The following is a 19,583-nucleotide window of genomic DNA, read 5'->3' on the forward strand; positions in this document are numbered from 1 at the left end:
CGGATGGGTTCAGGTTGGGGGATGCGGGCGTTTCAGGGTTGGCCGGCAGCGGCAGGCACAGGCGATCGCGCAGGGTCGGTTTCGACAACGACAAAAGCCTGGGCCAGATCGCCCTCGTCGGTGACGGTGACATGGGCCTGCCAGTGGCGGGCGGCAAACCAGTCGGCCAGCTCACCGTTGAGCACGATCTGCGGCTGGCCACTCTCGGCATTGAGGATTTCGCAGCGCCGCCACGCCATGGGCATGTGGATGCCCAGGCCAATGGCCTTGGAGAAGGCTTCCTTGGCCGCAAAGCGGGTGGCCAGGTAGCGCAAGCCACGCACCGGCGAACGGGCCGTGCGGGCTCGCCAGACGGCCATTTCGCGCTCACCCAGCACCTTTTCGGCGAAGCGGTCGCCGCGGCGGTCCAGGGCCTCGCGGATGCGGCGCACATCGCACAGGTCCGTGCCGATGCCGACGATCATGCACGGGCCTCGCGTCGGGCGCGGACGGCCTCGGCCTGGAAATCGGCAATCGCCTGGCGCAGCCCCACGAAGATGGCGTGGCCGATCAAGGCATGGCCGATGTGGAGCTCTTGCACCTCGGGCAAGGCCGCCACGAGGGCTGTGCTGCTGGGCGCATCGCGGCCTTGCGCCTCGGGCTGGCACAGGGCCAGGCCGTGGCCCGCGTGGGTGCGCAGGCCCAGGCTGCCCGCATGGCGCAGGCCGGCTTTCAGGCGTGCCAACTCGGCCTGCAGGGCCGCGGCATCGCCGTCCCACCAGGCATTGGCCAGGGCGCCGGTGTGCAGCTCCACACAGGGCGCACCGGCCTTGGCCGCGGCATCGATCTGGGCGAAGTCCGCGCCGATGAACAGGGACACGCGCGAACCCGCCTCGGCCAGCCGACCACAGGCGTCTTTGACGCGGTCGAACTGCCCGACCACGTCCAGGCCGCCCTCGGTCGTGACCTCCTGGCGTCGTTCTGGCACCAGGCAAACGTGGGCGGGGGCCGTGCGCTCGATGATGTTCAGCATCTCGTCGGTCACCGCGGCTTCGAAGTTCAGCGGCGCGTGCACCAGCGCTTTCAGCCGGGCGACATCGTCATCGCGGATGTGGCGGCGGTCTTCGCGCAGGTGGAAGGTGACGATGTCCGCGCCGGCCTCCACGGCCAGCAGCGCCGCGGCCACCGGGTCGGGGAAGCGCCCGCCGCGCGCATTGCGCACCGTGGCAACGTGGTCGATGTTGATGCCCAGCAAGGGGGCGTCGTGGGCGGTGAGGTGCAGGCCGGAGAAGGTCATGGTTGCTGGAGTTCGATCATGAGCTGGCGTGTTCGCAAGGTGTGCGACCCCAGATGATAGTGAAGGAGCGTGCGCGTGATCGCCTTGAGGTCAGACATCGCGCTTGACCCCGCGGTGACGCAGGCGGCCATCACCCCAGGCACCACCGACTGGCCCGCCGCCACAGGCCGCACCAAGGCGGCCTCCAGGGCCAGCAGCACGGTGCCATCCAGTTGCGCAGGGCCGTCGCCTCGCACGCCCGGCTCGCTCGCCTCCACCTGCCAGGGCGTGGCCCGCACGCCCAGCTCGGGGTGCAAGGTGTGGCCCTGCCCTGCCTGCACGGGCGCGGCGCCCACGGTCTCGACCGACAGCTCCGGCAACAGGCCCAGCTGGCGCAGCAGCACGAGCTCGAAGGCGCGCAAGGCCGCCGTCAGCAGGCTGGGCTGGGTCAGGCCCTGCAAGGCATCGGCATAGGCATCGAACAGCTCGGGATGGGGATCGTGGCGCGCCAACAAGCGCATCAACAACTCGTTGAGGTAAAAGCCCGGCAACAAGGCCGCGCCCCCAGGCCAGGCCGGTCCGCCCGCCCACTCGGCCTGGCGCAAGAGCCAGACCTCGGCCTCGTCGGCCCGCTTGGCACCAAAACCCACGTGGATGCGCTGGAACGGCATCAGCACCGGCCGCAACTGCGAGTACGGGCGCTTGGCGCCCTTGGCCACGGCCATCACCTTGCCCTGCTCGCGGCAGAACAGCTCCAGGATCAGGCTGGACTCGCTCCAATCGTGGCTGTGCAGCACATAGGCCAGCGAGCCGGCGCGCGCCGATGGCGCACGCCCAGACGCGGCCCGCGCAGGGGCAGCCGTGGTGGACCGCGAAGCCGACTTGGCCACCTGCCCTCAGCGGCTCACTCGTAGCCGTAGGTGCGCAGGCGGGCGTCGTCATCGGCCCAACCCGAACGCACCTTCACCCAGATCTCCAGGAAGACCTTGCGGCCCATCAGGCGCTCCAGCTCGGTGCGGGCCTCGGTGCCGATGCGCTTGAGGCGCTCGCCTTTGTCGCCAATCACCATGCCCTTGTGCTGCTCGCGCTCCACGATGATGGTCGCCGCGATGCGCACCATGCCGGTGGACTTGGCGTTGCCGGGCTGGGGCGGCTCGTCGGTGTACTGGTCGATGACCACCGTCGAGGTGTAGGGCAGCTCGTCACCGGTCAGGCGGAAGAGCTTCTCCCGGACCATCTCGCTGGCCAGAAAGCGGTCGGATCGGTCGGTCAGAGCATCTGCGTCGTACCACCAGGCCTGCTCGGGCAGGTAGGGGCGCACGATGTCCAACAGGCGGCGTGTGTCGTCTTCCTTCTTGGCCGACAGCGGCACGAACTGCGTGAACGGGTGGCGCTCCTGCATGGCCTGCAGCCAGGGGAAGAGGTCCTCGCGGCGGTGGATGAGGTCCAGCTTGTTGGCCACCAGCAGCACCGGGCGGTCGGTCGGCAACAGCGCCAAGACCTGGGCGTCGTCCGGACCGAATCGACCGGCCTCGACCAGGAACAGCACCACCGCCACGTCAGACAGTGTGGCCTGCACGGTCTTGTTCAGGTTGCGGTTGAGCGCTGCCGTGCCGCGCACCGTGTGGCGCGTCTGGAAGCCCGGCGTGTCCACGAACACAAATTGCGCATCGCCATGGCTGCAGATGCCGGTGATGCGGTGGCGCGTGGTCTGGGCCTTGCGCGAGGTGATCGACACCTTCTGCCCCACCAGGGCATTGAGCAGCGTGGACTTGCCCACGTTGGGCCGACCCACGATGGCGATCAGGCCACAGCGCTGCTGCGCAGCAGGCACTGCCGCGTCCCCAGCGGCATCGCCATGGCGGGCCATGGTCAGCTTGGACAGCATCTGGTCCAGCGAGGGGTTCACATCATCGGCGGGGGACTTGGGCATGGCTCAGCGGGGCAAACAGGCAGCAAAAACAAAGGAAACATCGACGCAACGCAGGAACGCCCGCCTCAAGGCCCGGCGTCGTCCAGCTTGCGCTTGGGCGCTTTGCGCAACACCACGGGCGGTGCGGCGGCACCCGCCTTGGCGCCCTTCAAATCGGCAGGCGCCAGCGCCATCACGCGCTCCAGGGCCACCTGGGCCGCGGCCTGCTCGGCAGCGCGGCGCGACAAGCCTTCACCGCTGGCAGACAGCTGCAACTCGGGCATCTCGCACACCACCACGAACACCTGCTCGTGGGCTTTGCCACGGGTGGCCTCGATGCGGTATTGGGGCACCGGCATCTTGCGCCCCTGCAGCCATTCCTGCAAGGCCGTCTTGGCGTCCTTGCTCCAACGCTCTTCCTGGGTTTCGGCCAGCACCGGCTCGAACAAACGCACCACCAGCGCGCGGGCGGTGTCGAAGCCGGCATCCAGGTACACCGCGCCGATGATCGCCTCCAGCGCATCGGCCAGGATGGACGGCCGCTGCGCGCCACCGCCCTTGGCCTCGCCCTCGCTCAGGCGCAGCACGCTGGGCAGGCCCAACTGCACCGCCAGGTGGTGCAGCATGTCCTGTCGCACCAGGTGGGCCCGCACGCGCGTCAGATCGCCTTCGGCGCTGCGGTCGAAGCGGGTGTAGAGCAGGTCAGAAATGCCCAGGTCCAGCACCGCGTCGCCCAGGAACTCCAGGCGCTCGTAGTGGTCCTGCCCGAAACTCTTGTGGGTCACGGCACGCCGCAGCAGCTCCGGCTGACCAAAGGTGTGGTCCAGGCGCTGCTGCAGTGTTTTCAAATCCATGGCCGGCGTGCCCAGCGCCGAAGCCACCGCCTCGGCGGGGGGCTGCTTCACTTCGACTGGCCCTTGAACTTGATGACCAGGTAAACCGGGTCCACCAGCGCGATTTCCTTGTCGTACGCAAAGCGGATGACGATCTTGTCGTCTTCCTTGGCGACGTCCAGGTCACGCCCAGACCGGATGGCCTCCACGCCGTACTCGATCTGCAGGTAGCGGTCATAGGCCGCACGGATCTCGGGCACGGTGCTGCCGCCCTCACGGGCCGCCTTGTTGACCATGCTCTGGATGGTGCGGAACTCCGACAGCGCCGGCGCCACCTTCATCACCAGCAGCGCCAGCATGGAGATGACGACCGCCCAGAAAATCAGGCCGATGAGGGTGAAGCCCTGCTGAGCGCGTGCGGGCCCAGTGGCGTGACGTGGCATCAGGTTCATCGTGTCGGTCCTTGCTCAGTGGAAGGTGCCAAAGCGCTTGATGTCGCCGAAATTCATCCAGATGACGAAAGCCTTGCCGACCAGATTGCGGTCAGGCACGAAGCCCCAGAAGCGCGAGTCTTGCGAGTTGTCGCGGTTGTCGCCCATCACGAAGTAGTGGCCGGGCGGCACCTTGCAGACCACGCCTTCGCCACTGTATCGGCAGTTTTCCTTGAAAGGAAAGTCTTCCACGGCCTGCGGCGGCACGAAGGGGGGGCGGTCCTTGTCCACCAGGATGCGGTGCTCGCGGCCCATCAGCTGCTCGCTGAACTGGAAGGAGTAACGCAGGCTGTCGGCGTCGTAGTACTCGGCCAGCGGCGTCTGCTCGATCGGCGTGCCATTGATGGTCAGGCGCTTGTTGAGGTAAGCCACCGTGTCGCCCGGCAAACCGACCACGCGCTTGATGTAGTCCAGGTCCGTGTTGACCGGGTAGCGGAACACCATCACATCGCCCCGCTGCGGTTCGTTGTTGTCGATGATCTTCTTGTTGATCACCGGCAGGCGGATGCCGTAGTGGAATTTGTTGACCAGGATGAGGTCACCCACCACCAAGGTGGGGATCATCGAGCCCGACGGGATCTTGAAGGGCTCGAACAGGAAGGAGCGCATCAGGAAGACCGCGCAAATCACCGGGAACAGGCCCGCGGTCCAATCCAGCCACCAGGGCTGCATCAGCAGCTTGTCGCGCGCGGCGGCCACATTGCCGTCCACCTCGTTGATGCCTTGCATGGCCAGCGTCGCACGGCGCGCCTGGTCTTGCTGCACCAGTTGCGCTGCGGCCGCTTCACGCTCCGGGCGGAACTTGTAGCGCTCGGCCAGCCAGTAAGCCAGCGTGATCACCGACATGACAAAGAGCAACAGCGAGAAATTGCCGTGCCAGCGACCGGTGTACCAGCCTCCCAGGTACACGGCCAGGACCGCATAAAACAAACCAGTGATCAGACTCATCAATCTTCCAGGGTGTCAGTCATCAACTTGCAGGATGGCCAGGAATGCTTCTTGAGGCACCTCGACCGAGCCCACCTGCTTCATGCGTTTCTTGCCGGCTTTCTGCTTTTCGAGCAGCTTCTTCTTGCGGGTGATGTCGCCGCCGTAGCATTTTGCCAGCACGTTCTTGCGCAGCGCCTTGATGTTCTCGCGGGCGATGATGTTGCCGCCGATGGCCGCCTGGATGGCCACGTCGTACATCTGGCGCGGGATGTGCTCGCGCATCTTGGCCGCCACACCGCGACCGCGGTACGCGCTCTGCGCGCGGTGCACGATCAGGGACAAGGCATCCACCCGGTCACCGTTGATCAGGATGTCCACCTTCACCACGTCGGAGGCGCGGTACTCCTTGAACTCATAGTCCATGGAGGCATAGCCGCGCGACACGGATTTGAGCTTGTCGAAGAAGTCCAGCACGATCTCGGCCAGCGGCATCTCGTAGGTCAGCATGACCTGGCGACCGTGGTAGGCCATGTTCAACTGCACGCCGCGCTTGAGGTTGGCCAGCGTCATCACCGGGCCGACATAGTCTTGCGGCATGAACAGGTGCACGGTGACGATGGGCTCGCGGATCTCGTGGATGCGCGCCACTTCCGGCATCTTCGAAGGGTTCTCCACCTCGATGACTTCGCCGCCGTTCAGCTCCACCTCATAGACCACGCTGGGCGCGGTGGTGATGAGGTCCTGGTCGAACTCGCGCTCCAGGCGCTCCTGCACGATCTCCATGTGCAGCAGGCCCAGGAAGCCGCAGCGGAAGCCAAAGCCCAGCGCCTGCGACACCTCGGGCTCGTAGCGCAGCGAGCTGTCGTTGAGCTTGAGCTTTTCCAGTGCGTCGCGCAGCTGTTCGTACTCGCTGGCTTCGGTCGGGTACAGGCCCGCGAACACCTGCGGCTGGATTTCCTTGAAACCCGGCAGCGCCTCGGTCGCGGGGCCCGCGTTGTTGGGCAGCTTCTTCTCAAGCGTGACGGTGTCGCCCACCTTGGCGGCAGCAAGCTCCTTGATGCCCGCGATGATGAAGCCCACCTCACCGGCACGCAGTTCTTCGCGCGGCGTGGACTTGGGCGTGAACACGCCCAGGTGCTCGGCCGGATAGACCGTGTTGGTGGCCATCATGCGGATGCGTTCACCGCGCTTGAGCACGCCGTCCACCACGCGCACCAGCATCACCACGCCGACGTAGTTGTCGAACCAGGCGTCGATGATCATGGCGCGCAGGGGGCCGTCCGGGTCGCCCTTCGGGGGCGGCATGCGGGCCACCACGGCTTCCAGGATCTCGTCGATGCCCATGCCGGTTTTGGCCGAGCAAGGGATGCCATCGGACGCGTCGATGCCGATGACGTCTTCGATCTCTTCCTTCGCGCGCTCGGGGTCAGCAGACGGCAGGTCCATCTTGTTCAGCACCGCCACCACCTCGACACCCAGGTCGAGGGCGGTGTAGCAGTTGGCCACCGTCTGGGCTTCGACGCCTTGCGAGGCGTCCACCACCAGCAGCGCGCCCTCACAGGCCGACAGCGAGCGACTGACTTCATAAGAGAAGTCCACGTGGCCGGGCGTGTCGATCAGGTTGAGGTTGTAAACCTGGCCATCCTTGGCCTTGTAGCTGAGCGCTGCGGTCTGTGCCTTGATGGTGATGCCGCGCTCTTTCTCGATGTCCATCGAGTCCAGCACCTGGGCTTCCATCTCACGGTCGCTCAGGCCACCACAACGCTGAATGATGCGATCGGCCAGCGTGGACTTGCCATGGTCGATGTGCGCAATGATCGAGAAATTACGGATGTGGTTCATAAAAAAAAGGCACGTCAAAAGGAGTGACGCGCCTTCCAACAAAAACGTATGGCAACTGCTTGTTGGACCTCCATTGTACAGAAGGAGCCCTCAAGACAGGCTGATCACGGGCGATCAAAGGGGTCGTTGCGCTGCCCTCACGCCAGTTATCCACAGGATTTCAACAGCACCTTGTGGGCAACTTGGGCCAGGTCCGGGCCACCGGAAAGGACCCCGTGCGAGGCGACGAGAGCCGCGATTGTAGCCGCGTTCCCGGGCGCTTTCGGGGCCAGATCGGAGTTATCAACAGCGCAAAGCCTCGGCAAACGGGTGTCGAACACAGCCAACAACCCTGCAAATTGCTCGGATTTGCCCCGGGCAGCGCCTTGGGCCAGGCGCCAGCGCGCGGCCCAAGACCCTCGGCCCGGCGCCCGGACTCACTTGCCAGGGCGGATCACGGCGTACTGTGCCCACTCGCCGCGGCGCACCAGCACGTTGACGGCACGGCCCTTCTCCAGCTTGGCGAGCACGGCCTCGAACTCCTTGGCCGAGCCGATCTGCACATTCGCCACCGACAGGATGATGTCGCCTGCACGCAGCCCCGCGCGCGCGGCAGGACCCTGGGCTTCGTTCACCAACACGCCACCGGTCTGGCGCAGTTCGCGCTTCTGGTCCGCCGTCAGGTCGATCACGTTCAGGCCCAACGCTGCGGCCGACGCCATCGGCTGTGCGGCATCCTCCTTGCCAGAGCCAAGCTTGGCCTTCGGGGTGTCCATCTCAGCGACGGTCACGGTCAGCTCTTTGTAAGCGCCGCGCCGGAAAACCTGCAGCGTGCTCTTGGTGCCAGGCTTGGTCGCGGCCACCAGGCGAGGCAGGTCGGGCGCCTTGTCGATGGTCTGGCCGTTGAACTTGGTGATGATGTCACCGGCCTCGACGCCCGCCTTGTCGGCCGGGGTGCCAGGCTCGACGGCCTGCACCAGCGCGCCCTGCGCCTTGCCCAGGCCGATGGCCTCGGCCACGTCCTTCGACACCGGCGCGATCGACACCCCGATGCGACCGCGGACGACCTTGCCCCCCGAGCGCAACTGATCGGCCACCTTCATGGCGTCGTCGATGGGGATGGACAGCGAGATGCCCATGAAACCACCCGAGCGGCTGAGGATCTGTGAGTTGATGCCCACGACCTCGCCACGCATGTTGATCAGCGGCCCGCCCGAGTTGCCCGGGTTGACGGCCACGTCGGTCTGGATGAAGCGGATTTCCTCGCCCGTGTCGCGCGCCTTGGCGCTCACGATGCCGGCCGTCACGGTGTTCTCCAGGCCGAAGGGCGTGCCGATGGCCATGACCCACTCGCCCACCTTCACGCGGCTCACCTCGCCCACGGCCACGGCGGGCAGCTGCTTGGCGTCGATCTTGAGCACAGCCACGTCGGTGCGCTTGTCAGCGCCCACGACCTTGGCCTTGAACTCGCGCTTGTCGGTCAGGTTGACGTAAACCTCGTCGGCACCCTCAACCACGTGGGCATTGGTCATCACATAGCCATCGGGGCTGAGGATGAAACCGGAGCCCACGCCACGCGGACGCTCTTCGCCCTGCTCGCCGCCCCGCTTGGGGGTGTTCGGCGTGTTGGGCACCCCGGGCGTGCCGCGACGCTGGTCCGGCATGGGCACACCGAAGAAGCGTTTGAAGAACTCGCGCATCTGGGCATCGGCCTCATCGCCATCGCCGCCCTCTTCCGCCACACGCTGCGTGGTCCGGATGCTGACCACGGAAGGGCCGACCTTCTCGACCAACTCGGTGAAGTCCGGCAGGCCCTTGACGAGGACCGGCGCCGCCGAGTTGGCCGCAGGCGGCGACGCCGGCGCCATCACGGCCGCAGCCGGCTGCTGCGCCTGCGAGGCATGGGGGAACAGGCTGGAACTGAGCACCAGCCCGACGGCGGACACCACCGCGCTCACCACCAAGGTGCGGCGGATGACAGACGGCGTGGAAGTGGCAGTCACGGGAGACGACATGTGCATGAACCTCTTTGGCGAAGTGACAAGGTCAGAACGGGTATGTTGAAGCAAGTGCCATGAAAACACGACGACAGGATCGTCATGTGCTTGTGCTTTTGGCGACTGGGCGTCTGAGCCGCATCTTCGGGCGACACTTCAATCGGCCAGGAGCCTGCAAGGGTAAAACTCGGTAAACCCACCCAAGCCGTTGCCGCCGTCGGCTGAAACAACGCCGCCGCGGCGGGCTCAACAGCCCCACCGCGGCGGAGATGGGTGCCGAGCACCCGGATTTCAAGGGCCTTGTCAGGGTGCGGTGTGACCCACGGTGTGCGACAAGCCAGGTTCAGAGAAGGTCGCCGCAGGCGGGTCGATGACCATGGGGCGCTGCAGGCTGAGCAGCGGCTCGACACGGGGGTCACGGATCAACACGCCTTCGGTCTGGTCGGTGCTGTCAAAAGAGGCCCCCATGGACTGGGCTGCCTGCAAACGGGTGCCGCTTGGCACGTGGGTGGGCGCGTTGAAAGACGACACCACCAAGCTGTTGCCGACGCGCATGTCCTGAACATCCCAGGCCGCGCCCTGCGCAGACGCCAGCGTGTCTGTGCGCGCCGAGCCGTCCTGCCCCAGTCCCGACAGGTTCGAGGCCATCAGGCCGACCAGCAACACGAAGCTGGCAGCCACGGCCGCAGGCCCTGCCCAGGGACGGCGCTTGAGTGGCGCCACCGGCAAAGCTGATGCAGGGCTGTGTGGCTCGGTGCGCGCAGCGTGCGAGGCTTGCTGCGGCGCCAGGACCACCGGCTCTTGCGCCAGGCGCGCACGGAAGCCCTGAAGGAACGCAGAGCCTTCGCTGGCCTGCAGCAACTCGGGCGAGCGCAAAGCATCGCCGATGAGCTGGTAGCGGTGCCAGGAAGCACGCGCCTGAGGATCGTCGCGCCAGGCCGCGCTGGCGCGGGCGACTTCTTCCGGGGTGGCCTGGCCGTCGCTCAGGGCCGAAAGGATCTCAGACATGCGTGAGCACTCCTGTCACTGAAGTTGACCACGGGCAGCGCCATGGCATCGCCCCTGATGGACCGCCCCCGGGCCCGAAAGTTCCACCGATGTGTGCAGCCCGCGAAAAATCACCAGCGTTCGCCCTCGCGGGTGTCCAGCAAGGGGCGCAAGCGCGTCGCGATGGCCTCCCGGGCGCGGTAAATGCGCGAGCGCACCGTGCCGATCGGGCAGTTCATCATCTCGGCGATTTCTTCGTAACTCAGGCCTTCGATTTCCCGCAGGGTGATGGCCTGGCGCAGGTCCTCCGACAGCGCGGCCACCGCGGCATTGACGGCCTCGGCGATCTGGCGGCTGGCCAAGGTCGATTCCGGCGTTTCACCGTCGGTGAGGTCGCGGTCCACGGCGGGGTTGTCGTCATCGTCGTCACCGCCGCCCCCCATCGCCGCCTCCGTCAGCAAGGGGTCGCGTTTGAGCCCGATCATCGCCTTCTTGGCCGTGTTGACCGCGATGCGGTAGAGCCAGGTGTAGAAAGCACTGTCGCCGCGGAAACCCGGCAAGGCCCGGTAGGCGCGGATGAAGGTTTCCTGGGCGATGTCTTCGACCAAGTCCACATCGCGGATCATGCGCGCGATCAGCCGCTCGATGCGGCGCTGGTACTTGACCACCAGCATCTCGAAGGCGCGCTGGTCGCCGCGCTGCACGCGGGCCACCAACTCGGCGTCCACATCCACCAGGGGTTCACTCAAGGCAGGCAAATGGGCAGGCGAATGGGCGGTCGTGTGCGTGCCCGAAGCATCGCCAGCCGCGCCCTGCCCCGTCAACGGCACCCCAGCGCCGGGCGCCGGAGACAACACGGGACGCTGCATGCCAGGGTCATCGCCCTGATCCTGAGGCATCACGACGGCTCCTTGCGGGGGCTGGAAAACGGTGACATTGGCTGCGGCCCTGTGCAATTTTTGGCAGTTCAAGCCGGATCATGCCACGGGCGCCTCAGGCGTGGCCGGTGGCACGCCCAGCAAGGTGCGCAAACGGTGGATGTCGCGCCCGCCATCGTCCCGGACCCACAACCAGGCTTGCCCGGCGCCATCTGCAGCGCGCAGGTGCAAGAGAAAAGCCGCTTGACCGTCCCACGCTGTGCGCACGTGCACCGGGCACTCACCCCACTCGGCCACCTGCCAGGCGCCCAAGGGTTGCGATTGCCAGGACAGCAGCAACGTTCGCGGGGGCCGGCCCCAGGCGCGCCACAGGCGAGCGACGTGCCATGTCCAGCCCACGGCGAAAGCCAGGGGCCAGACAGAAGCCATCGCAGCCAGGCCCCACACCCAGGCCATCAAGGCGCTGAGGCCCATCAGCACCTGCGCAGCACGGCGCACGAGCGGAACGGCAGACGCCCCCGTGGGCAGCTGCCACTGCGCCGTCCGCATTGCAGGTGCGAGGAAGGCCGCACGCAAGGCTTGTTGCGTGGGCTGTTGCACGGGTGGGCGGGCCGAGGTGCTGGACATGTGTCGCGCCCCTCGGCCGCCAGTCTCGCTCAAGCCACTCAGAAGCGCTTGAAAACCAACGAGCCGTTGGTGCCGCCGAAGCCGAAGTTGTTCTTCAGCGCGGCGTCGATCTTCATCTCACGCGCCGTGTTGGCGCAGTAGTCCAGGTCGCAAGCGGGGTCCTGGTTGAAGATGTTCATCGTGGGCGGCGAGATCTGGTTGTGGATGGCCAGCACCGTGAAGACCGACTCGATGCCGCCCGCGCCGCCCAGCAAGTGGCCGGTCATGGACTTGGTCGAGTTGACCACCAGCTTCTTGGCATCGTCGCCAAAGGCCAGCTTGATGGCGTTGGTCTCGTTGGCATCGCCCAGCGGGGTGGAGGTGCCGTGCGCGTTGAGGTACTGGACCTCGTCGGTGTTCAAACCTGCATTGCGCAAGGCGTTGAGCATCGAGCGCTTGGGGCCGTCCACGTCAGGCGCGGTCATGTGGTGGGCATCGCCACTCATGCCGAAGCCGACCAGCTCGGCGTAGATCTTGGCACCGCGGGCCTGGGCGCTTTCCAGCGACTCCAGCACCATGACGCCCGCACCTTCGCCCAGCACGAAGCCGTCGCGGTCCTTGTCGAAAGGACGCGAGGCCGTGGCCGGATCGTCGTTGCGTGTGGACAGCGCGCGGGAGGCGGCAAACCCGCCCACGCCCAGTGGCGACACGGTGGCTTCGGCACCGCCGGCCACCATGATGTCGGCATCACCGCACTCGATCAAACGCGCAGCCAGACCGATGGCGTGCAAGCCCGTGGTGCAGGCCGTGACAACGCCCAGGTTGGGGCCGCGGAAGCCGTGGTAAATCGAGACGTGCCCCGAGATCATGTTGATGATCGAGGCGGGCACGAAGAAGGGCGAGATGCGACGGGGGCCGCGCTCGGTGTAGTCCTTGTGGGTCTGCTCGATCATCGGCAAGCCGCCGATGCCCGAGCCCACCAGCACGCCGATGCGGTCGGCCAGCTCGGGGGCCAGGGCCTCGCCCGTGGGCAGGCCCGCATCACGGATGGCCTGCATGCTCGCAGCCAGCCCGTAATGGATGAAGGTGTCCATGTGCCGGGCTTCTTTGGCGGGGATGTAATCCTCGATGTTGAAGCCCTTGACTTCGCCTGCGAACTGGCAGGCGAACGACGAGGCGTCGAATTTCGTGATGGTCTGGATGCCAGTGCGGCCTGCGACGAGGTTGTCCCAGGAGTCCTGAACGTGGTTGCCCAGAGGCGTGACCAGCCCCAGGCCTGTGATGACGACGCGACGACGGGTCATGCTTGCCTATGCAAAAAATTGGAGTTCCATGCAAACAAGGCCCCGAAGGGCCTTGAGCATTGCGCAGTGGGATCAGGCCTTGGTGTGGGCCTTGGCGTAGTCGATCGCCAGCTGCACCGTGGTGATCTTTTCAGCCTCTTCGTCGGGGATCTCGATGCCGAACTCGTCTTCGAGGGCCATCACCAGCTCAACGGTGTCCAGGGAGTCGGCACCCAGGTCGGCCACAAATGCCTTTTCGGGGCTGACTTCAGACTCGGCAACACCGAGTTGCTCTGCAATGATCTTCTTGACGCGTGCTTCGATATCGCTCATGACTCCTCCAGGAGGGGTTGCAAACAAACCGGGGATTTTACTGGTTCAGCGTGTCATTATGCTGACTGCCAAACGAAATTGAGATTCCCCTGCAAGATCTCAAACTCAGTTCATGAACATGCCGCCATTGACGTGCAATTCCACGCCAGTGATGTAAGCGGCTTGCGGAGAGGCCAGAAAGGCCACGGCCTCCGCGATGTCCTCAGGCTTGCCCAGGCGCCCCAGCGGGATCTGCGCCTTGAGCGTGGCCTGTTGTTCTTCCGACAGCGCCTTGGTCATGTCGGTGTCGATGAAACCGGGTGCCACGCAATTGACAGTGACGTTGCGGCTGCCCAGTTCGCGCGCCAGGGCCCTCGTCATGCCGGCCACACCGGCCTTGGATGCCGCGTAGTTGGCTTGGCCCGGGTTGCCGCTGGCACCCACCACCGAGGTGATGTTGATGATGCGGCCATGACGCTGCTTCATCATGGGGCGCATGACGGCCCGGCTGAGGCGGAACACCGACTTGAGGTTGGTGTCGATGACGGCGTCCCAATCGTCGTCCTTCATGCGCATGGACAGGTTGTCGCGGGTGATGCCGGCGTTGTTGACCAGCACGTGCAGTGCACCGTGCTCCTTGACGATGGCGTCGATGGCGGCGTCCGAGGCTGCGGCATCGGTGACGTTCAGCACGATGCCCTTGCTGCCGGCGTAGGCCGACAGGCCTTCGGAAATGCCCTGTGCACCGGATTCGCTCGTGGCCGTGCCGATGACCTTGAAGCCGCGCTGGGCCAGGGCCACAGCGATGGCGCGACCGATGCCGCGGCTGGCGCCGGTGACCAATGCGATCTGGCCTTGGGTGCTGGCGTTCGGGCTGGCTTGGGTTTCAGTGCTCATGGTGATGTTCGGTGGCGTGCAATGGTCTTGGCGCTCAGGCCAGCAGGGCCCGGGCTTCGGCCAGAGAGGCGGGATCGTAAACGGTCGCGCTGGTCAATTCGGCGTCGATCCGCTTGACCATGCCGGACAACACCTTGCCGGGTCCGCATTCGATGACATGGGTCAAGCCGCGCGCCTTCAGCGCATGGATCGTTTCCACCCAGCGCACCGGACCGAAGGCCTGACGGTACAGGGCATCGCGGATGGCGTCCACATCGGTGACCACGGCCACGTCGATGTTGTTGACCACGGCGATTTGCGGCGCAGCGAAAACGGTGACCGCGAGTTTCTCACGCAAACGCTCGGCCGCGGGCTTCATCAGGCTGCTGTGGAAGGGCGCCGACACGGGCAGCGACAGCGCGCGCTTGGCGCCAGCGGCCTTGAGGACCTCGCAGGCCTTCTCGACACCGGCTTTGCTGCCGGCGATGACCGTCTGCTTGGGGTCGTTGAAATTCACGGCCTCGACGGCCTGGCCCGATTCGGCAGCGGCTTGTGCGCAACCCGCCTTCACGGCATCGGCGTCCAGGCCCAGGATCGCGGCCATGCCGCCCACACCCACAGGCACGGCTTCCTGCATGGCCTGGGCACGGAAGCGCACCAGGGGCAAGGCATCTTTGAGCGTCAAGGCGCCCGCGGCCACCAGGGCGGTGTACTCGCCAAGGGAGTGACCGGCCACGGCCGTCGGCATCAAGCCGGTTTCTGCCAGCCAGGCACGCCAGCACGCCACACCGGCCGTCAGCATGACGGGCTGGGTGTTGGTGGTGAGGTCCAGGGATTCCTTGGGGCCTTCGGCGATCAGCTTGGCGATGTCTTCGCCCAATGCATCGGAGGCTTCGGCCAGGGTCTCTCGCACGGCAGCGTGGTCGCCCCAGGCGTCGAGCATGCCGACGGCTTGCGAGCCTTGGCCGGGGAACACGAAGGCCAGGTGGTTCAAGGAAATGCTCATGGCGTGTCGTCCTTTGTTCTTGTGGTGTCAGGTGGCAGATGCGGGGGTGGCTGCGCGCAGTGTCGCTCAGTAATCCACCAGCACGGCGCCCCAGGTGAAGCCGCCGCCCACGCCTTCGAGCAGGAGGGTCTGCCCGCGCTGGACCTGGCCAGAACGCACGCCGTGGTCCAGCGCCAGCGGGATGGACGCGGCCGAGGTGTTGCCGTGTTGGTCCACCGTGACCACGATCTTGTCATGCGGAAGTTTCAATTTCTTGGCAGTGCCCTGCATGATGCGCAAATTGGCCTGGTGCGGGATCAGCCAGTCGATGCATTCGGGGCCACGCCCGGCCGCATCCAGCACTTCATGGGCTGCTTTGTCCAGCACGCTGACGGCCAGCTTGAACACGGATTGGCCATCCATTTTCAAGGTGACATCGCCCAGCACTTCGCCGCCCGAGACATGGCCCGGCACGTTCAACAAGCCCACGTACTGGCCATCGGCATGCAGTCGCGAAGCCACGATGCCAGGGGTGTCGGAGGCTTCGAGCACCACCGCGCCGGCGCCATCGCCGAACAGCACGCAGGTGGTGCGGTCCTTGAAGTCCAGCAGGCGGGAGAACACCTCGGCGCCCACCACCAGCGCACGCTGGGCCGCGCCGGTGCGGATCAGCGCGTCGGCCACGGTCAATGCGTACACGAAGCCGGAGCACACCGCCTGCACGTCGAAAGCCGGGCAGCCATGGATGCCCAATTCGCGCTGGATCAGGCAGGCCGTGGACGGGAAGACCATGTCCGGCGTGGACGTGGCGCAGACGATGAGGTCGATGTCGGCGGGTTGCAGCCCAGCCGCGTCGAGCGCACGCCGGCAGGCCTGAACGCCCAGCTGGCTGGACGTCACATCGGGCGCCGCAAAGTGGCGCGCGCGGATGCCCGTGCGTTCCACGATCCAGTCGTCGGACGTTTGAAGGCCGTCACGCGCAAGGCGATCGACCAGCTCCTGATTGCTCACCCGGTGGGGTGGCAGGAAGCTGCCGGTGCCGGCGATGCGAGAGAACTTGTTCTGCGTCGCGCCTTTGTGGGGCGCTTGGTGCGGGTCTTGGGCCGGGTGTGGCTTGTGGACCTCGCTGGGGGTGGATGGTTGATCCGTATGTCGTTCTGACATTGAAAATGGGATCAGGCCGCTTGTCCCACATCGGCCACGGCTGCAGACTCTGCCGTGGTGGGCAGGCTGACAAGCGTGGCTGCGATCTGGTCGTGGACCCGTTCCAGCAGTCGGTGACGGGCCGCATCATAAGCGCGATTCAAGGCGACTTCAAAAGCAAGTGCATCCGAAGAACCGTGGCTCTTGAACACCAGCCCGCGCAGGCCGAGCAGGGCCGCGCCGCTGTAGCGACGGTGGTCAACGCGCCTTTTGAAGCGATTTAGCACCGGCATCGCGACCAATGCCACCATTTTGGTGAGGATGTTGCGCGTGAACTCTTGCTTGATGAAGGACGCGAACATGCCCGCCAGGCCCTCGGCGGTCTTCAAGGCGACGTTGCCGACGAAGCCATCGCAGACCACGATGTCGGAGGTGCCCTTGAAAATGTCGTTGCCTTCGACGTTGCCGTGGAAGTTGATGAGGCCGCGTTCGTGCGCCTGGCGGAGCAATTCGCCCGCCTGCTTGATCACTTCGCTGCCCTTGATGACCTCTTCGCCGATGTTGAGCAGGCCCACGCTGGGCGAGGGCTTGCCATCGACGGCCGACACCAGGGCCGAGCCCATGACGGCGAACTGGAGCAGGTGCTCGGCGGTGCAGTCCACGTTGGCGCCGAGGTCCAGCACGGTGGTGAAGCCGTCGTGCTGGTTGGGCATGACGGTGGCCAGCGCCGGGCGGTCGATGCCTTCGACGGTCTTGAGCAGGTAGCGCGCCAGGGCCATCAGGGCGCCGGTGTTGCCCGCAGAGACGCAGGCGTGCGCGGCAGCGGGCTGATCGGCCGTGGACTTGACCTGGCCGATGGCCACGCGCATGGACGAATCCTTCTTGCGGCGCAGCGCGACTTCCACCGGGTCGTCCATGGTGACGACTTCGCTGGCCTCGACGATGCGGCAACGCGGCCAATCACGGGCCACGGACAAGGCCTCGGCCTGCCCCACCAGCAGCAACTCGGCTTCGGGGTGCGCCGCCAGGAAGGCCTGGCAGGCCGGCAGCGTCACCGAGGGGCCGTGGTCGCCACCCATGCAGTCCACCGAGATGCGCACGGGCGACAGGACGCTGCGGTCCGCCCCCCGAGTGGCACCCGCGACCGAAGACGCGTCCTGGGAGGGGTGGGGCTGGGTGGGAACTGCAAGTGTCATGGATGGGCAACAACGATGCGCCGACAAGGCAGCCGGCAAAAGACAAGGGCCGGCAAACCTGTGTCAGCAGGTTGTCCAGCCCCAATGGCAAGTGTGTCTTGCACCTTGGCTGAGCGTGGTGCGCCCGTTGTCACGGGCGAGGACCACGGTCAGTGGTTGTGTTGGATCAGGAGGCGTCGGCCTTCGTTTTCAGCACCTTGCGACCACGGTAGAAACCGGTGGCGCTGATGTGGTGACGCAGGTGCACTTCACCCGTGGTGGCTTCCACGGCGGTGCCGGGGGTGACCAAAGCGTTGTGCGAGCGGTGCATGCCACGCTTGGAGGGCGACTTCTTGTTTTGCTGAACGGCCATGTTGGACTCCGGGGCAATCTTGCCAGGGATCTGCTGCGCACATCGCCAGCCGCAGGCTGCCGTGAGCGTCGATCAGGGTTGCGATGAAAGTAAGAGCCGGACGGCTATTTTGCCAATCTGAAAGCTTGCAAGAGCTGCAATTGGCTGTCACACATCCGGAAAACTCGCGATTCTAGCACAAGCACTGCCGGAATATCAATTTCTGCCACCCGTCAAGCTTTGGGCGGCTTCTTGAGTGCGGCCAATGCCGCGAAAGGATGCGGCTTCTGCCTGGCGGGCTCCGGGGTGTCCGCCGCTTCGGCTTGCGTGGACGTCGGGGCGGGCGCACCCGGCACGGGGGTTTCGCGCTCATCGCACATCAGCGCCTCGACGTCGGTAGGGCACACGTCATGGCGCGGCACCAGCGGCTGCGCCATGATCAGCTCGTCTTCCAGCAAATCAAGCAAATTGATGTGGCGCGCCAGGGGCAGCACGTCCTCGTCGGACTCGGCGTCCAGGCGGGCGGCCTCGGCCTCGTCACGGGCAAAGCGGATCTGCAGGTCGATGACCAGGGGCTCGCGCACGCCGTGCAGGCAGCGCTGGCACTCCCATTCCAGCTCGGCTTCGGCTTGCAGATCGAGCCAGAGCTGGGGGCCGCCCACGCGCTGCGGCACCACCCTGCCCTGCGCCGACCAGCGCACGGCGGGCAGGTGACCCAGGTCGAGGCCAGGCATCAAGCCGGCCGCCACACGCGTCAAGGCTGCGACGGGCAACTCGCCACTCAAGGCGGCGCCTTCTTCGATGAAGGCCTGGATGTCGAGCTTTTCAGGAACAAAACTGCGCGGTTTCATGCCGCCAGTGTAGTGGGCGCAGCGCGCAGGCCCGCGCCAGCCGGTGCAGCGAGCACGGCTTCGCACCGCCAGAACCCGGAGACAATGCAGCATGCGCGACACCCGCCAGACACCCGACCACCCCAACGCCCAGCAGCACCAGCCGCACCAGCCCCCTGGCGCCGCCGCCGTGCCGCTGCCCCCACCGATGTCCCCAAAGATGCCCGCCCTGGTGTTGGCCTCGACATCGGTCTACCGCCGCGACTTGCTGGCCCGGTTGGGCTTGCCGTTCACCGCCGTCGCGCCACAGACCGACGAAACACCGCTGCCCGACGAAGCCCCCCGCGATCTGGCCTTGCGGCTGGCGCGGGCCAAAGCTGGTGCGGTGGCGCAGGCAGTCACGCACCCAGTCACGCACCCAGTCACGCAGACGAAGGCACCCGACGGGTCTGCTCACAGCGCTGCAGCCCACACAGAGGACACCGTCGTCATCGGCTCGGACCAGGTGGCCGATCTGGACGGGGTGCCACTGGGCAAGCCGGGCACGCACGAACGCGCCGTGGCGCAGCTGCGCGCGATGCGCGGACGCACCGTGCACTTCCACACGGCCGTGTGCGTGCTGCGGCCGCGCACCGGCTTCGACGTGTGCGCGGTGGACAGCGTGGCCGTGACTTTCCGCGACCTGAGCGACGAAGACATCGACACCTACCTGCGGCTGGAGCAGCCCTATGACTGCGCAGGCAGCGCGAAGTGCGAAGGCCTGGGCATCGGCCTGCTGGCGCGCATCGCGTCGGACGACCCGACCTCGCTGATCGGCCTGCCCCTCATCCTCACGACGCGGCTGCTGCGCGAGGCCGGGCTGGACGTGCTCGCAGCGCTGCGGGCGATGCCGCGCTGAAACGGCAGCCCCATCCAGC

At 66.2% G+C, this 19,583-nt stretch carries 21 protein-coding genes; 1 reads left to right on the forward strand and 20 read right to left on the reverse strand.

Annotation, left to right across the window (positions count from 1 at the left end):
* Window positions 1-32 precede the first annotated feature (32 nt).
* From acpS to EV672_RS07585, 20 genes are all read right to left on the reverse strand, one after another.
* Window positions 33-464 carry a holo-ACP synthase gene (acpS, locus tag EV672_RS07490; protein ID WP_133607850.1) on the reverse strand — a complete coding sequence of 144 codons (432 nt, stop codon included), beginning with the start codon at window positions 462-464 and terminating at the stop codon, window positions 33-35.
* Window positions 461-1,276 (reverse strand): pyridoxine 5'-phosphate synthase, encoded by an 816-nt coding sequence (locus EV672_RS07495; protein ID WP_133607852.1) that lies wholly within the window; start codon window positions 1,274-1,276, stop codon window positions 461-463. The genes acpS and EV672_RS07495 overlap by 4 nt, the downstream gene beginning before the upstream one ends.
* Window positions 1,273-2,061: a DNA repair protein RecO gene (gene recO, locus EV672_RS07500; RefSeq protein ID WP_133608210.1), complete on the reverse strand. Its 789-nt coding sequence runs from the start codon at window positions 2,059-2,061 to the stop codon at window positions 1,273-1,275. Before recO ends, EV672_RS07495 begins: the two co-directional genes overlap by 4 nt.
* 98 nt (window positions 2,062-2,159) lie before the next feature.
* Window positions 2,160-3,188: a GTPase Era gene (era, locus tag EV672_RS07505; protein ID WP_133607854.1), complete on the reverse strand. Its 1,029-nt coding sequence runs from the start codon at window positions 3,186-3,188 to the stop codon at window positions 2,160-2,162.
* A gap of 65 nt (window positions 3,189-3,253) precedes the next feature.
* The gene (gene rnc, locus EV672_RS07510) at window positions 3,254-4,021 is read right to left on the reverse strand and encodes a ribonuclease III (RefSeq protein ID WP_133608212.1); all 768 of its coding nucleotides are present in this window, start codon (window positions 4,019-4,021) and stop codon (window positions 3,254-3,256) included.
* A 47-nt stretch (window positions 4,022-4,068) separates the two neighbouring features.
* A complete protein-coding gene (locus EV672_RS07515; RefSeq protein ID WP_243738573.1) occupies window positions 4,069-4,452 on the reverse strand; it encodes a DUF4845 domain-containing protein in 384 nt (127 codons plus the stop codon).
* Between the two features lie 15 nt (window positions 4,453-4,467).
* Window positions 4,468-5,439 (reverse strand): signal peptidase I, encoded by a 972-nt coding sequence (lepB, locus tag EV672_RS07520; RefSeq protein WP_133607856.1) that lies wholly within the window; start codon window positions 5,437-5,439, stop codon window positions 4,468-4,470.
* Between the two features lie 15 nt (window positions 5,440-5,454).
* On the reverse strand, window positions 5,455-7,263 hold the full coding sequence (gene lepA, locus EV672_RS07525) for a translation elongation factor 4 (RefSeq protein WP_133607858.1): 1,809 nt from the start codon (window positions 7,261-7,263) through the stop codon (window positions 5,455-5,457).
* A gap of 416 nt (window positions 7,264-7,679) precedes the next feature.
* A complete protein-coding gene (locus EV672_RS07530) occupies window positions 7,680-9,155 on the reverse strand; it encodes a DegQ family serine endoprotease (protein ID WP_424923129.1) in 1,476 nt (491 codons plus the stop codon).
* A 387-nt stretch (window positions 9,156-9,542) separates the two neighbouring features.
* Complete coding sequence (locus EV672_RS07535; protein WP_133607860.1) at window positions 9,543-10,247, reverse strand: sigma-E factor negative regulatory protein; 705 nt, start codon at window positions 10,245-10,247, stop codon at window positions 9,543-9,545.
* A gap of 110 nt (window positions 10,248-10,357) precedes the next feature.
* Entirely contained in the window at window positions 10,358-11,095 is a 738-nt protein-coding gene (gene rpoE / locus EV672_RS07540) for an RNA polymerase sigma factor RpoE (protein ID WP_133608225.1), read from the reverse strand.
* Between the two features lie 108 nt (window positions 11,096-11,203).
* A complete protein-coding gene (locus EV672_RS07545) occupies window positions 11,204-11,731 on the reverse strand; it encodes a hypothetical protein (RefSeq protein ID WP_133607862.1) in 528 nt (175 codons plus the stop codon).
* A 38-nt stretch (window positions 11,732-11,769) separates the two neighbouring features.
* Window positions 11,770-13,014, reverse strand: coding sequence for a beta-ketoacyl-ACP synthase II (gene fabF / locus EV672_RS07550; protein ID WP_133607864.1), 1,245 nt, complete (start codon window positions 13,012-13,014; stop codon window positions 11,770-11,772).
* A 72-nt stretch (window positions 13,015-13,086) separates the two neighbouring features.
* Entirely contained in the window at window positions 13,087-13,326 is a 240-nt protein-coding gene (gene acpP, locus EV672_RS07555; RefSeq protein WP_133607866.1) for an acyl carrier protein, read from the reverse strand.
* Between the two features lie 105 nt (window positions 13,327-13,431).
* Entirely contained in the window at window positions 13,432-14,202 is a 771-nt protein-coding gene (gene fabG, locus EV672_RS07560; RefSeq protein ID WP_133607868.1) for a 3-oxoacyl-ACP reductase FabG, read from the reverse strand.
* Window positions 14,203-14,236: 34 nt separating this feature from the next.
* A complete protein-coding gene (fabD, locus tag EV672_RS07565) occupies window positions 14,237-15,175 on the reverse strand; it encodes an ACP S-malonyltransferase (RefSeq protein WP_208110737.1) in 939 nt (312 codons plus the stop codon).
* A gap of 78 nt (window positions 15,176-15,253) precedes the next feature.
* Window positions 15,254-16,330, reverse strand: coding sequence for a beta-ketoacyl-ACP synthase III (locus tag EV672_RS07570; RefSeq protein WP_133607872.1), 1,077 nt, complete (start codon window positions 16,328-16,330; stop codon window positions 15,254-15,256).
* Window positions 16,331-16,341: 11 nt separating this feature from the next.
* Window positions 16,342-17,409 carry a phosphate acyltransferase PlsX gene (gene plsX / locus EV672_RS07575; protein ID WP_424923130.1) on the reverse strand — a complete coding sequence of 356 codons (1,068 nt, stop codon included), beginning with the start codon at window positions 17,407-17,409 and terminating at the stop codon, window positions 16,342-16,344.
* 262 nt (window positions 17,410-17,671) lie between these two features.
* Window positions 17,672-17,857, reverse strand: coding sequence for a 50S ribosomal protein L32 (gene rpmF / locus EV672_RS07580; RefSeq protein WP_133607876.1), 186 nt, complete (start codon window positions 17,855-17,857; stop codon window positions 17,672-17,674).
* A 212-nt stretch (window positions 17,858-18,069) separates the two neighbouring features.
* Window positions 18,070-18,687: a YceD family protein gene (locus EV672_RS07585; RefSeq protein ID WP_133607878.1), complete on the reverse strand. Its 618-nt coding sequence runs from the start codon at window positions 18,685-18,687 to the stop codon at window positions 18,070-18,072.
* A gap of 187 nt (window positions 18,688-18,874) precedes the next feature.
* On the opposite strand from EV672_RS07585, the gene EV672_RS07590 reads away from it, so the two are divergent.
* Window positions 18,875-19,564, forward strand: a complete 690-nt coding sequence (locus tag EV672_RS07590; protein ID WP_133608227.1) for a Maf family nucleotide pyrophosphatase — start codon at window positions 18,875-18,877, stop codon at window positions 19,562-19,564.
* Window positions 19,565-19,583: the final 19 nt, after the last annotated feature.

Origin of the sequence: Aquabacterium commune, from assembly GCF_004362855.1 — a bacterium.
Taxonomy (GTDB): Bacteria; Pseudomonadota; Gammaproteobacteria; order Burkholderiales; family Burkholderiaceae_C; genus Aquabacterium; species Aquabacterium commune.